The organism is Embleya sp. NPDC127516 (assembly GCF_044765325.1).
In the GTDB taxonomy this organism is placed as follows: domain Bacteria; phylum Actinomycetota; class Actinomycetes; order Streptomycetales; family Streptomycetaceae; genus Embleya.
In genome coordinates this window covers 1-12562 of sequence record NZ_JBIWJT010000072.1, presented here as the reverse complement: position 1 = coordinate 12562, position 12562 = coordinate 1, and the positions used below count along the sequence as shown (strand labels likewise).

The window sequence follows — 12562 nt, the reverse complement described above, 5'->3', positions numbered from 1 at the left end:
CCTCGCCAAGCGCATCACGGACGAGACCACACCAACCTGGCGAGGAACCTACTAGGGCATAAGGAGTAATTCGCCCACACTAAACGCCCTCTGAGGTGTGTCCCGCAGGACGGCCCGGGGGAGTGTGGTCAACGCGCGGGCGAGGGCGACGGTTTCGGGATAGGTGACCACGAGGCGGGCCGGGAGAACGGCCGAGACGCCGCCGGTCGCGGTCAGGGCGGGGTTGCCCGCGGTGAGCCGGCCCAACCGCCCTTGCCGGCGCCGCGCCATGTGGCGTCCGCGGTCGTTGCCGGCGGGTGGTGACCGCCCCGGCCCAGGCGTACGCGGCCGCGTTGTCGCGGTGTCGTGCGAGGCGCCGGTGGGACCGGTACGCGAGGTCCACCTCGGGGAGCGCGCCCGTGTCGAGGGGGCCCGGCAGACGGGGCTCGCTCGCCCAATACCGGTGGCGGGGGCACCACACGCGGTCCGCGGGCGGATACCTCCACGCCACATCGCCCGCCCCGCGGGTCCGGCGTCGTACACACAGCGGGCAGGCCCGGACGGGTTGTTCGTCGGTGTCCAGGACGCGTACCCGCGCGCTCGCCGTCCGCGTTCGCGCCGCGGCCTTGTCGTCGAGGCCGGTGGCCTCCGCCCGGCGGGGCGGGTCGCGGGGCGTGGTGATCAGACGTGGCAGGGCGTGTGCCAGGTGGTCGTGCCTGTGCGGTGTGCACCGACAGGGCCGGACTTCAGTTGAGCTCCAAGGACTTCCCGAGGCCCGGCGCTTCCTTGTGCCCGTGAACCTTGTGGACCAGTGGCGGGGCCGGGCTGCGCAGGATCTCGGGGTTGTTGACCGGATCCGAGGAGCGACTGCCGGGGGTGGGGCTCTTCGGGGGAGCCGCGGAGTTGGCCACCGGGGCGAAACCGACCGAGGCCGCCATCACGCTGCGCATCGCGGCCGACCGCGCCGTGCGGGCTTGGGTGATGTTCTCTTGCAACTGGATCAGCCGAGCAAGGATCTGGCTGGGTTCTTCCCGCGGCGCGGGCGGCAACACCGGTTTCTCGTTCCAGAGTTCGGTGATGCCGTGGGCGTCGCGGGTGTGCGGCCGTCCGTGCCAGTCCTGCAGTTGCGCACCGGGGCCGGGCTCGAACTCGCTCACCGCGACCTGCAGACGGTCGTAGACGCGGTGGCTGAAGCTGTCGGCGTGGGGCCCGTTGACGATCGCATCGGCGACCAGGATAGGGACGAACTCGCCGAAGTCGGTGGCCGCGTATTCCCCCCAGACGCTGACGACGTCCCTACGGGATACCCGGTCCGCGGGCTTGCCCACGCGTCGGCCGACCTCGGCCATCGCCTCGTCGCGCAGCGACTGCGGATGGCCGGGGACCACGTCAGCCTCGCGCCATTCGGGGTGCGCCGTCTTGTCGACGGCGTGGATGTACTCATGTACGCCCGACGCCGTCGGCAGGCCGGCGCCCAGGCCCAGAAGTGTCCGCTTGTGCTCGGTCCTCCGCAGGGAGCTGTAGGCCTCCCGCTGTTTGGCTGGGTCCGTGGACAGGTAGACGTCGGAGTCCACGCGGATCTCCGAGCGTGCGTACACAAAGGCCGGGGCGAGCTCCGGGTCGGGCTGGTCCGTGGCGTATCCCCCCGATGTCCGAGCCGCCACCCGGTCCCCATATCCCGGCATGCATGTCACGTACTGCAGCCCGCAACACGTGGGACCGGTCCGTGTGTCGATTGTCCTCGGCGGCCGGCCCGGCCAACGGGAACTCGTGAAGATGATCGCCCGCACCGCCTCAGTCCACGGGTCGAAGCCGTCGACCACCTCCAGTCGAAGCGGTGACGGTGTCCTCGGTGGACACGCTTTCGTAGGGCTGCCAGGTCGTCTCGTCGTGTCGGCGCTCCCACCCGGGCAGGACGGTCAGTGCCACGATGCGGTGCGCGGAGATGGCGACGGGCCGGTGCCGCCCCTCGGAGACCGGACAGAAGTCGATGTGCCGTTCGCCGACACCGACCAGGGAGCCGAAGACACTCGCCAGGAACGTCCCCCAGCACCACCCCTACTGGAACGCCACCCGCAAGCTGTGGACGGACGCGGCCGAACTTCGCATCGGCGAGCAACTCCTGGGGCCCGACGGAAGCCCCTTGACCGTTACTACCACCCACGGCCGCAGCGAACGCATGGTGACCTACAACCTGACCATCGCGCGTGTGCACACGTACTATGTGCTCGCGGGGACTACGCCAGTACTCGTTCACAACTGCAACGAATCTATGGACTTCGTGCATGGGACGAGCTCAACTCATGCCGATAACATCGAGGCCAATGGACTGAGCGGCGATGCAGCCCGTGGGAATTCCCACGGTGGGGGTGTGGGGCAGCCCGGCAACCTGTTCACTTATCGGGTGAGCCCTGGCGACTCGGATACCCTGGGCGCTGCTGCAACGTTTGGCGGTAGCCGTACGGCTACCGGCGATCGCCCGGCGATTCTCATCTTCCGTATGTGTAAATGCACGTACAATCGATTGACCGCAGAGGGGCATATAACGACCCGGGTCACCGATGAGGTGAGCGGGAGGCTTGAGCACATCTTCGGCCCAGAAGCGATGCCGCACTTGCAGCAGGTCTATCGCAGGAACCTATAGTCGTAGTGGATGGCCGCGAGAATGATTGGCGGTGACGCGAGTGGTGGACCCCGCAGAGTACGACAAGGACATTCCGAGCGTTCAAGAGCACTTGAAGAAATTTGAACGCGCTGTTGCGAATGTCCGTCGGACCCATGGTGGACGCTCGATGGAAGAGATTCGGCAGGCACTCTTGGAGGAATTTGATTCCATGGGCTTGGTGGTGTGGAGTGAAGTCGCGGATGACACGGCTCGTCGCATTGCTGACGGGTTGATGGGCGACGCGTAGGGCTGACACCTAGTGTGATGAGTCTTTGATTCGCTGCAAATACCCGGAGAGGCGTTCCAGGATTTCGTCTGCGGTCTTCGTCCATGCGAACGGCCGCGGTTCCTCGTTCCACAGTTTGATCCAGGCGCGGATGTCGCGTTCCAATGTCTGGACGTTCCTGTGGACGCCGCGCCGGAGTTTCCTGTCGGCGAGGGGGCCGAACCAACGCTCGACCTGGTTGATCCAGGAGGAGTACGTGGGGGTGAAATGCATGTGGAAACGCGGGTGCGCGACCAGCCACCTCTGTATGGCCGGAGTCTTGTGGGTGGCGTAGTTGTCGCAGATCAGGTGGACGTCCAGGTCGGCCGGGACCTCCTTGTCGATGCGGACCAGGAATTTCCTGAACTCCGTTGCCCGGTGGCGCCGGTGCAGTTGTCCGATCACCTCGCCGGTGGCGACGTCGAGCGCGGCGAACAGGGTGGTGGTGCCGCCGCGCACGTAGTCGTGGGTGCGGCGTTCGGGCATGCCGGGCTTCATCGGCAGCACCGGGGCGGAGCGGTCCGGTGCCTGGATGTGGGACTTCTCGTCCACGCAGAGCACCAGGGCGTGCTCGGGCGGGGCGAGGTACAACCCGACGATGTCGCGGACCTTGTCGATGAACTGCGGGTCGGTGGACAGCTTGAACGTCTCGGTCATGTGCGGTCTGAGGCCGAAGGTCCGCCAGATCCGGGAGACGGTCGACTGCGACAGTCCGACGGCCTGGGCCATCGACCGGGTCGACCAGTGGGTGGCGCCTTTCGGGGTGGACTCCAGGGTCCGGACGATCACGTCCTCCACCCGTTCGTCGTCCACGGTGCGGGGGGCGCCGGGCCGGGGCTCGTCGGACAAACCCTCCAGTCGATCGGCGGCGAACCGCTTGCGCCACTTGGCCACCGTCACCGGGTGCACCGAAAGGTCCCTGCCGGCCTGGGTGTTCGACGCACCGTCGGCGCAGGCCAGCACGATTCGACAACGCAGTGCCAGAGCCTGCGAGGACGTCGCCCGCCGCGACCAACGCACCAGCGTCTCGCGCTCCTCGTCGGTGAGCACCACGTCAACCGTCGGTCGTCCCATGCGCGCCATACCAACAGCCTACTTCTATAGCGAATCAAAGACTCATCACACTCGTGCGCCGCGTCGGCCACGTGTCTTTCGTCCGTGGTCGTGTTCGCGGTTCAGCCGTCGAACGTGGTCCAGTCGATGCCCGAGTCGGTGAGGGGGCGCAGCAGGTCGCGGTGTTTGGCGCCGATCCGGACGGTTCCGGTGGTGTGGTCGTTGGTTTCGCCTCGGATCATGGTGATCAGGCCGGGGGAGACGTGGAAGGAGGTGGGGTCGGTGTGCCATGCCCAGGTGCGCAGGGGCACTCGCGACTGGGTGTCGAGCCAGGCCTCGAGGAGGGGGACGGGGACGCCGTCGCCGAAGGCGGCGTAGGGGGCGCCGAGGGCGGCTTCCTGGAGGGAGTACTGGAGGAGGAAGCCGCTGAGGGGTTCGCGTTCGGGGTACCACCGTTCGAAGTCCTCGCTCAGCCACACGGTCGGGTCCGGCAGGGTGGGGTCGAGCGCCCAGACGAAGCCTCCCTGGTTCTCGCGGCCGAACCACAACAGTCCCGTGGCGGGATCGGCGCGCACCTCCTCGGCGTCGATGAAGTCCTGGACACCCAGGATGTCGGGCCGATCCTCGGCAAGTCGGAGGAACTCGGCCAGCGCTGCAGGAAGTTCGGGTGCATCGACCGTGGGCGCGACAGGCGTGGTCCCGGGCTTCGCGGGGTGCCAGCCGGTGATGAACATCCGCAGGGCCCGGGCACGGTCGCCCCTCACGTGGTCCAGCCACGCGACGTCGGGCAGTGCGCCGTGCGGGCTCGGCGGGCGGACCAGGTCCAGGACTTCCGGATCCAGCGGACGCTCGATCCACACCGTGCAGGCGACGAAACCGTCCAGGCTCATCTCCCCGCTGGTGACGCTGCCGCTGCCGAGGTCGATCAGACCCCGGGTGGTGCGCACGAACAGATGGATCGGACGATCGTCGGAGAACCTCCAAAAGCCCGGGGCATCGGGGCCCGGACCGAACAGACGCTCCGAGACCGCCCGCGGACCCGGACCGACGATCTCAAGCGTGCGCCCGTTGCGCACACCGGTGGCCTCCGGATCGTCCCCGACCTCCGCGATCACCACGACCGCCGAGCCCCCCACGGCGACCAGCGCGCCCCCGACGCCGTACACGCGAAGGTCCACCCCCGCGCGGGCCAACGCGGCCTCTTCCCCGATCAAGACGACACCTCGGTCGGACGACGACGCCCGCGACTGATCCTCCATCCGCGCATCGTCCCGAAACGGAACCCGCCGACACCACGCGGGGTCAACCCCCGATCCCCGGACGTTGCGGACCAGACGCATGCCGCGTCGGTGCTCGTAGGCCACGGCCACGTCCCCCGCAGGGGAGACCATCTCGACGTCGGTGGCCGGGGTCCACACGGTCTCGCCGAAAAGAAGGAACGAGTTCGTGCTCGAGCGTCCGCGTTCCCTCGGTGGCGTCGTGGGGTTGCGGGGATCGCGCGAGAGGACGCGTTTGTCCGCGGCCTGGTACCACAGGGTGTCGGTACCGGGTCCGAACAGGGGCGCCGACTCCGATTGCGCGGCCGAGGAGGCGAACTCGTCCGCGGGAGGCGGGGGGCCGACGGGGCGGCCGGTGGTCAGGTCGAACGCCGCGGCGCGGTGTCCTCGACCGGGTGGCCCCGGAACGGTGCCCGCCACCAGGGTGTGGTTCCGGTCGAAGAGTTGCCGCACCTGCTGGGCGGATCGTTGCTCGTCCGCGGGGGAGCACAGGTAGTCGGGTTCCGCATGCGCGGAGCCGAACGAGATCGTCCGCTCGCCCGTCCTCGCGCCGTCGGCGATCCGGTACGACGACAGGATCGCGACGGTCGGGAAAGGGGAGTCCCCCGACATGCCACACCACATGACGGTCGCGATGCCCGGCCCGAACGAGGGGGGACCCGCGTCAGGTGCCCCCGCTATCGGATTCGCCGTCGTTGCAGGGGGATTCGGCGCGGTGACCGGCGCCCGCCCGCCGTTGTCCTGCTCGGTGCACCCCGTCGTGACGGTCACCGCGAGCAGCAGACCCGCCAGGAAACCGCGTTCGCGACGCCTCATGGACACCCCCCTGTTGATGGTCCGGGCGACCCTATCGCCGGACGGGCACGGTCACGAACCCAGCGCCTGGTTCGACGACTTCGAGACGTGTGGCCGAGATTCGTTCCGCGATCCGGCGGGTGGGCTGGTGGCTCGGTGTGATTCGCCGTCGAAATGCCGTTGCGCCACGTCGATACGCTGACGGCGTGCCGATGCCACCGATGCCCGTGAAGAAGTAGAACGGCTGATCAAGGCAGGTCTGCCCGGTGGCCCCGCACCGCTTCCTTCCCGATCCACGCCGTCGCGTCGGGCATTGTCGTCATGGCCATCGCGCAGTCGGCCCGGGAACACCGACACGAGCATGCCGCCTTCACCCGCGCCCTGCGGACCCCGGTCGCCGGGCCGAGGTCCGGGTGGGCGCCGCCCGGGGTGGTCGTGTCTGGTCGAGGACCCGTGCCCGACGCCCTGCGTGCCGTCCTCGCCGCGTGCGTCACCCCTGCACTCGACCGCGTGGTGTCCTCGGTGCCCTGGCTGTGCCGGGTCGACCGCGACGGTGCCGGATCGACCCGCATCCTGCGGCGGTTGCTCGATCCGGACCCGTTCCGCCGTTCGGTGGCCGACGGCGGCCCCTGAGCGGAGGCTGAGGGATGCGCCGACGATCCGCCCTCTTGACGGCTCGGTGGTGGCAGCGGCCGCGCACGACCTCTCCGACGAAGGATCTGATGGATGCCCTGGGCTGGATCGGCTGTGCCCTGGGGCCGGTCGACCCCGACGCGCACGCCTCACCGGGCGACGATCTCCACCGACTCCTCCAGGCTTTGCGAGCTACACACGCCTCTGCCGGAGAGGCGTCCCGCGACCAGGGACTGGAACTCCATGTGGTGATGCCGCTTGAGCCCGCCCACATCGAGGACCGGCTCGCCACGCTGGCCCGGGTGTCGGCGTACGTCTGAATGTGGCTCTGGCAAGATTTTCGTAGGCGGGAGCACTTCGACAAGCGGAAGCTCGAACTCGGCAACTGCGGCCGCCCCTACGCGACCCCCTGCAGCCACGAGCACGCCTGCTTCTCTGAACTTCGGGAGCCTGTGTCGCCCTGCGTAGGAATCTGTCCGTCGAACCTGGTGTCGGAGACGTCCGGCAGCACTGGGACCATCATCGGGTGCGTGGAACTGATGAGCTGATCAACGTGGACGATCCGGCCTGGCCCGAGTTGCAGGCGCTGGTCGCGGCCAGCACTGTTCCGGTAAAGCTGCTGCCCGCTGACCGGGGCGAGAGCCGTCGGTGCCTGCTGCAGATGCAAGTCACGGCCCGATCAGCGCTCGGCGCCGTGTCGTTGAACAGCGGCGGCCTGGTCCTCGATGACGGATGGGTTCGTGTGTTCGGCGGCGGGTCGGGTGAGGACGACGGCAGTCTGCCAAGCCTTGCCCGAGTCAATGCGTTCCCCGCCAATTTCGACCCTGCCTGGCATCCGACGCAGGGCCTGGTCGTCGGCCACGACGTGTTGGGTGGGGTGTTCGCGCTGAACGGCCACGACCCGGAAGCGGCGGGCCGGCCCGGTGCCCCAGGACAGATGACCTACTTCGCCCCCGACACGTTGGAGTGGGAAGCGATGGAGATGGGTCACTCGGTATGGATCTCCTGGATGCTGTCCGGACGGCTGGAGAAGTTCTATGAAGGGCTGCGCTGGCCAGGCTGGCGTGAGGAGGCGACCTCGTTGTCCTTCTCGCAGGGCATCTCGGTGATTCCGTTTCTGTGGTCACAGGAGGCTCAAGCGGACCTTGCGGCCACCAGTCGCCGTCCCGTGCCGATGCGTGAAGTCCTCGGAGCCGCCGCTGACTTCGCCCAGCAGATGGGCCCGGTCGATCCGGGATTCCTTGGTGCGGTATAGGTCAGAGGGCTGGCCCGTTTGACGAACTGTCGTCGGTGGGGAGGTCATGGCGCTTCCCCTGTTGATCTCGGAGGTTGGGCAGGCCAAGGTCAACGGCAGTGCCGTTGCGGGGCCTGCGGTCAATTTGGGCGAGCTTGTCCTCGGCGCCGGCGAGGCTGACACGGAGTCCTTCGACCTCGCCGAGCCAGCCTTCCCGCTCGGCTTCGGCAACTCGGGCGATCAAGTTGTCGCGGATCTCCTCCATCCGGCCTCGTTGGGCTGGGTCCGGTCGGAGGAGGGAACATCTGACGCCCCGTTGACTGAACGAACCAGATCGATTGTGCAGTTCAGGGCACAGGTGAGGTTGCGGCCCAGTACGGTCTGCGGTCGTGATGAACGATCGTGTGCCCGACCGGGACCTATCGAGATTGGCCGTTCCTCCGTGGGGTCGACTGGTGGAGACCAGCGACCGGTACGAGCCATACCGGCTCCTCGACGCCGACGGCGCGGCCGTGGCGCCAGTCGCGGTGTTCTTCCAAGAATTGCTCGCAGCCGGGAAGGCGGCCGCGACCGTCCGCTCCTACGGCATGGACCTGCTGCGCTGGTGGCGGTTCCTGCACGCGGTCAAAGTGCCGTGGGATCGAGCGACACGCGTGGACGCTCGCGATTTCAGCTGCTGGATCCAGCTGACGGTCAAGCCGCGAGCAACCGCGGTCAAGCGGCGGCCGGCCCGCACCATCGGCGCCCCGAACCCCGTGACCGGGAAGACGAGCCCTGGGCTCGGCTACGCCCCGTCGACCGTCGCCCACAGCGAGACGGTGCTGCGCAAGTTCTACGACCTGCACCGTGACGCCGGATCCGGGCCGTTGCTCAACCCGTTCCCGCTGGACCTGGCTCGTCGTTCCAGCCGCGCGCACGCACACCACAACCCGATGGACGCCTGGGCGCCAGAGCGGACCGGCCGCTACCGGCCCACGGTTCCACGCCGGATTCCGCGCTCGATCCCGGACGAGTGGTTCAACTCGCTGTTCGCGGCGCTGCGGTCGAACCGGGACCGGGCAATGATCGCGTTTTGGATCTCCAGCGGAGTCCGGGCCTCTGAGCTGATCGGCGTCCGGCAGTGCGACATCGACCCTGGGCAGCAGCTGATCAGCGTTGTGCGGAAAGGCTCCCGAGCACGGCAGCAGGTGCCAGCCTCGGCAGATGCGTTCGTATGGCTGCGGCTCTACCAGCAGGAGCTGCACGGGCTGGTGCCGAGGGGTCGGACGCAGCCCGTGTGGTGGACGCTCGCATGTTCGAGCGGGTAAACGCAACCTTTGGCGCGGACTGGACCCTTCACGACCTTCGCCACAGCGCCGCCGCCCGCATGGTGCGCGACCCGGCGCTGACGCTGACCGACGTGCAGTGGGTCCTCGGGCACGCGCATCTGACCACGACCGAGATTTACCTCGCGCCGCGCCAGGACGAGGTCGTGGCCGAGGTGCTGGCCCACCACGCCCGGCAGGCAGACCGGCAAACCAAACCGGTGCCGCCGCCTCCCGCACCCGGCTACAACCCGGAAGCCTTGGACGTGCTGTTCGGACGGTCTTCATGACCACCACCACGAAGCACTCGACCCGCCGACAACTGCAGACCTCAAATGCAACAGTCGACCAGGCCCGAGCACGGAACAACGTACTGCGGGAACGGTTCCCGCCCCGCTCCGCAGAGGCACGGTGGCCGACGACAGCGCAGTCGGCGGACGAGGTGCTGCGGCGGCTGACAGCGCCACCATTCTTGCCAGCGGCCAACGCCACCCGGGCCGGGCGACGGCGCGGGGTCACCAAACTTCTGCGCTGGCTGTCAAGCCTCCCCGGGGACACCTGGCAGCAGCGGTGGAAGGCCAGCCGCGCCGAGGACATCCCCGGCGCTGACTGGACGGATCTCCCGCTGGAATTCTTGCGCCACAGCGGGCCATCACCGTCGTATGAGCGCGTTGACCTGACCTCCGGGCTTCTGATGCTGGCCTGCGGCGACGTCATCCGTCCCGACCTGGCCTGGATGCTCACCCGCACCCACAAGCACCTGGCTCCGGTCATGGCCGAGGTCCGCGACCCCGAAGGGTTCGCACGGCTGGCGCAGCTGGCCGAGTCCGGGCCGGCCAGCGCCCGGGGCGAGGCCACTATCGCGGCGACCCGGATCGCGATGCTCCTGGTATGCAAGGGCGGGTCGATCGCTGACATCACCGTCGGCGACTGCGTGGAGCTGGTCGACACCCTGCGTCGGGTCCATGTCCGCGGGGGTCAGCGCAAAGTCGACTTCTACCTTCGGCTGCGTGCCTTGGGTGGCTTCCCCGAGGACGCCCCGGCCACGATCCGGGCGTTCGGGCTTGCCGCCGGCCGGCTGAGCATCGAAGAACTCGTGGGTCGCTATCCGATCCAGTGCCGCCCGGTCCGCGACCTGATCGTGGACTACCTGCGCGAACGGCAACCGTCGTTGGACTACACCAGTTTGGACGCGGTGTCGCGGACGCTGGCCGGGCTGTTCTGGACCCGGGTCGAAGTGCTCTCACCGGGCATCGACTCCCTGCGGCTGCCACCGGCATTGGCCCGGGCCTGGAAGACGGACATCGCAACCAAGAAGCGCACAACGATCGGTCCGGACGGCACCGCCGTCGAGATCGCCAGCCCCCGGCTGAACGCCAAGGACGAGCTCATCCGCGTCCGCGCTTTCTATCTGGACATCGCCCATTGGGCTGCGGAAGAGCCGGCCGGCTGGGCAGCGTGGGTGGTGCCCTGCCCGATCAGCGACGAGGAGATCAGCAAAGCCAAGGACCGCAAACACCGCAAGGCCCGGATGGATCAGCGCACCCGCGAACGGCTTCCCGTCCTGCCGGTGCTGACCGACACCGCCGACCGCAAGCGCCGCGCCGCAGCCGAACTACTGGCTGCCGCCGAGCACACCCGGCCCGGGGATCTGGTCCCCAACACCGCCGGGGTCTTGCGCAGAGCCGTCGCGCCCAAGGCCGCCGGGCACCTGATCTGGGCCGAGGAGACCTCGACCGGGCGGCGCCGGAACCTCACATACGAGGAGACCGAAGCCTTCTGGGCCTTCGCCGCGATCGAGGTCCTGCGCTTGACCGGCATCCGCAACGAGGAACTCCTGGAGCTGACCCACCACAGCATCACCGAATACCGGCTCCCCAGCACGGGCGAAGTCGTGCCCCTGCTGCAGGTCGCTCCCTCCAAGACCGACAGCGAACGGCTCCTGCTGGTCAGCCCGGAACTGGCGGACGTCCTCTCCACCATCATCCGCCGCCTGCGAGGAAGCAGCCGCGTGATCCCGTTGGTGACCTCCTACGACGTCCACGAGCGGGTCTGGAACCCGCCGATGCCGCTGCTGTTCCAACGCGATATCGGCACCGAACACCGCGCTTTCACTCCGACCGCGCTCCGCAAGCTTCTGATCGACGTGCTGGCCACCACGGGCCTGACCGATGCCGGCGGCGAACCGCTCGTCTTCTCCCCGCACGACTTCCGCAGGATCTTCGTGACCGACGCCATCATGAACGGTCTGCCACCGCACATCGCGCAAGTGCTCTGCGGGCATCGGAGTCTTGACACGACGATGGGCTACAAGGCGATCTACCCGACCGAGACCATCGAGGCTCACCGCGCCTTCATCGCCCGTCGCCGGGCTGCCCGGCCCAGCGAAGAGTATCGGACCCCCACCGAGGAGGAATGGGACGCTTTCCTCGCGCACTTCGAGAAGCGCAAGGTCTCCATCGGCACCTGCGGTCGCGCCTTTTCAAGCCCTTGTGTTCATGAACACGCTTGCGTTCGTTGCTCGCTCCTCCGGCCGGACCCGGCCCAGCGCAGCCGGTTGGAGGAGATCCGCGACAACCTCATCGCCCGCATCGCCGAGGCCGAGCGCGAAGGCTGGCTCGGAGAAGTCGAAGGGCTCCGGGTCAGCCTGGCCGGCGCTGAAGAAAAGCTCGTGCACATGGACCGACAAACTTCCGGCGGTACGGCGATCGACCTCGGCATGCCACGCATAGCCCCAGCTCAAATTACACAGGTGGAGGGAGCGGCTTCGCTGACACAATCACTGGATGACCAGCAATGACATCCGGTTCGACTGCCAGCAGTATGGTAACGGCGGCGCCCTCCTAATCGTCCCATGCATAGACGGAGCATCACTGACGGAGCTGATCGACAGGTTCGAGATCGCCGCCGGGATGCAGCCCGCAGGCGACGCCTATGGCGGTCTGATTCCGGACAACGTCCAGGGCTCTATCCTGGACCATTTCCTCGGACGATCCACCGATGTGATGGGGCCGAAGACACCCGTTCTGGGCTGCGATTGTGGTGTGTGGTACTGCTGGCCGCTCATGGCCCGCATCACCGCGACGACCGACTCCGTGATCTGGGACTCCTTTGAGCAACCTCATCGCAAGACCCGCGAGTACACGGCCTTCGGTCCGTTCCAGTTCGACCGTCGCCAATACGATGACGCCCTGCGCGCGCTGAGCGCCGCAATCTGCCCCGACGAGACGTAATCCGCAACCGCTACCGATGGTTCAGAGAAGCATGCGTCAGATGTTCACTCCTCCGGCCGGACCCAGCCCAACGCGGCAGGCTGGAGGAGATCCGCGACAACCTCATCGACCGCATCGCCGAAGC

14 protein-coding genes are annotated in these 12562 nt (G+C 68.0%); 9 read left to right on the top strand and 5 right to left on the bottom strand.

What is annotated here, in order from left to right; all coding sequences use genetic code 11:
- Positions 1-725: 725 nt before the first annotated feature.
- A complete protein-coding gene (locus ACIRL2_RS50885) occupies positions 726-1553 on the bottom strand; it encodes a hypothetical protein (protein ID WP_402242565.1) in 828 nt (275 codons plus the stop codon).
- Between the two features lie 220 nt (positions 1554-1773).
- Positions 1774-1908, bottom strand: a complete 135-nt coding sequence (locus ACIRL2_RS50880) for a hypothetical protein (protein ID WP_402242563.1) — start codon at positions 1906-1908, stop codon at positions 1774-1776.
- A gap of 1 nt (position 1909) precedes the next feature.
- Here ACIRL2_RS50880 and ACIRL2_RS50875 point away from each other — a divergent pair, with 1 nt between their 5' ends.
- Together ACIRL2_RS50875 and ACIRL2_RS50870 are read left to right on the top strand one after the other, a co-directional pair.
- Positions 1910-2623, top strand: a complete 714-nt coding sequence (locus ACIRL2_RS50875; RefSeq protein ID WP_402242561.1) for a polymorphic toxin-type HINT domain-containing protein — start codon at positions 1910-1912, stop codon at positions 2621-2623.
- Positions 2624-2654: 31 nt separating this feature from the next.
- Complete coding sequence (locus ACIRL2_RS50870; protein WP_402242558.1) at positions 2655-2891, top strand: hypothetical protein; 237 nt, start codon at positions 2655-2657, stop codon at positions 2889-2891.
- A gap of 9 nt (positions 2892-2900) precedes the next feature.
- Here the strand turns inward: ACIRL2_RS50870 and ACIRL2_RS50865 are convergent, their stop codons facing one another.
- A complete protein-coding gene (locus ACIRL2_RS50865) occupies positions 2901-3992 on the bottom strand; it encodes an IS630 family transposase (RefSeq protein ID WP_402242555.1) in 1092 nt (363 codons plus the stop codon).
- A 92-nt stretch (positions 3993-4084) separates the two neighbouring features.
- Complete coding sequence (locus tag ACIRL2_RS50860; protein ID WP_402242553.1) at positions 4085-6055, bottom strand: hypothetical protein; 1971 nt, start codon at positions 6053-6055, stop codon at positions 4085-4087.
- A gap of 432 nt (positions 6056-6487) precedes the next feature.
- Between ACIRL2_RS50860 and ACIRL2_RS50855 the strand changes: the two genes are divergently transcribed.
- The 3 genes from ACIRL2_RS50855 (at position 6488) to ACIRL2_RS50845 (ending at position 7922) form a co-directional block, all read left to right on the top strand.
- Positions 6488-6667 (top strand): hypothetical protein, encoded by a 180-nt coding sequence (locus tag ACIRL2_RS50855; RefSeq protein WP_402242551.1) that lies wholly within the window; start codon positions 6488-6490, stop codon positions 6665-6667.
- Between the two features lie 89 nt (positions 6668-6756).
- Complete coding sequence (locus ACIRL2_RS50850) at positions 6757-6987, top strand: hypothetical protein (RefSeq protein ID WP_402242548.1); 231 nt, start codon at positions 6757-6759, stop codon at positions 6985-6987.
- Positions 6988-7193: 206 nt separating this feature from the next.
- Complete coding sequence (locus ACIRL2_RS50845; RefSeq protein WP_402242547.1) at positions 7194-7922, top strand: DUF2625 domain-containing protein; 729 nt, start codon at positions 7194-7196, stop codon at positions 7920-7922.
- Position 7923: 1 nt separating this feature from the next.
- On the opposite strand, the gene ACIRL2_RS50840 is transcribed toward ACIRL2_RS50845, so the two are convergent.
- Entirely contained in the window at positions 7924-8166 is a 243-nt protein-coding gene (locus tag ACIRL2_RS50840; RefSeq protein WP_402242545.1) for a hypothetical protein, read from the bottom strand.
- 190 nt (positions 8167-8356) lie between these two features.
- Here ACIRL2_RS50840 and xerC point away from each other — a divergent pair, with 190 nt between their 5' ends.
- Genes xerC through ACIRL2_RS50820 form a run of 4 tightly spaced genes read left to right on the top strand, consistent with a single transcriptional unit; the run spans position 8357 to position 12438 of the window.
- Positions 8357-9208: a tyrosine recombinase XerC gene (gene xerC / locus ACIRL2_RS50835; RefSeq protein WP_402242542.1), complete on the top strand. Its 852-nt coding sequence runs from the start codon at positions 8357-8359 to the stop codon at positions 9206-9208.
- Complete coding sequence (locus ACIRL2_RS50830; RefSeq protein WP_402242539.1) at positions 9193-9495, top strand: tyrosine-type recombinase/integrase; 303 nt, start codon at positions 9193-9195, stop codon at positions 9493-9495. The genes xerC and ACIRL2_RS50830 overlap by 16 nt, the downstream gene beginning before the upstream one ends.
- Complete coding sequence (locus ACIRL2_RS50825; RefSeq protein WP_402242537.1) at positions 9492-12005, top strand: tyrosine-type recombinase/integrase; 2514 nt, start codon at positions 9492-9494, stop codon at positions 12003-12005. The genes ACIRL2_RS50830 and ACIRL2_RS50825 overlap by 4 nt, the downstream gene beginning before the upstream one ends.
- Entirely contained in the window at positions 11992-12438 is a 447-nt protein-coding gene (locus ACIRL2_RS50820; RefSeq protein ID WP_402242535.1) for a hypothetical protein, read from the top strand. The genes ACIRL2_RS50825 and ACIRL2_RS50820 overlap by 14 nt, the downstream gene beginning before the upstream one ends.
- The last annotated feature ends 124 nt before the right edge of the window (positions 12439-12562 follow it).

What these genes read in the sequence shown, in the direction of transcription:
- ACIRL2_RS50820 (WP_402242535.1), top strand. Translation starts at nt 11,992, where the DNA reads ATGACCAGCAATGACATCCGGTTCGACTGCCAGCAGTATGGTAACGGC.
- ACIRL2_RS50840 (WP_402242545.1), bottom strand. Translation starts at nt 8,166, where the DNA reads ATGGAGGAGATCCGCGACAACTTGATCGCCCGAGTTGCCGAAGCCGAG.
- ACIRL2_RS50860 (WP_402242553.1), bottom strand. Translation starts at nt 6,055, where the DNA reads ATGAGGCGTCGCGAACGCGGTTTCCTGGCGGGTCTGCTGCTCGCGGTG.
- ACIRL2_RS50875 (WP_402242561.1), top strand. Translation starts at nt 1,910, where the DNA reads ATGCGGTGCGCGGAGATGGCGACGGGCCGGTGCCGCCCCTCGGAGACC.
- ACIRL2_RS50850 (WP_402242548.1), top strand. Translation starts at nt 6,757, where the DNA reads ATGGATGCCCTGGGCTGGATCGGCTGTGCCCTGGGGCCGGTCGACCCC.
- ACIRL2_RS50865 (WP_402242555.1), bottom strand. Translation starts at nt 3,992, where the DNA reads ATGGCGCGCATGGGACGACCGACGGTTGACGTGGTGCTCACCGACGAG.
- ACIRL2_RS50825 (WP_402242537.1), top strand. Translation starts at nt 9,492, where the DNA reads ATGACCACCACCACGAAGCACTCGACCCGCCGACAACTGCAGACCTCA.
- ACIRL2_RS50830 (WP_402242539.1), top strand. Translation starts at nt 9,193, where the DNA reads ATGTTCGAGCGGGTAAACGCAACCTTTGGCGCGGACTGGACCCTTCAC.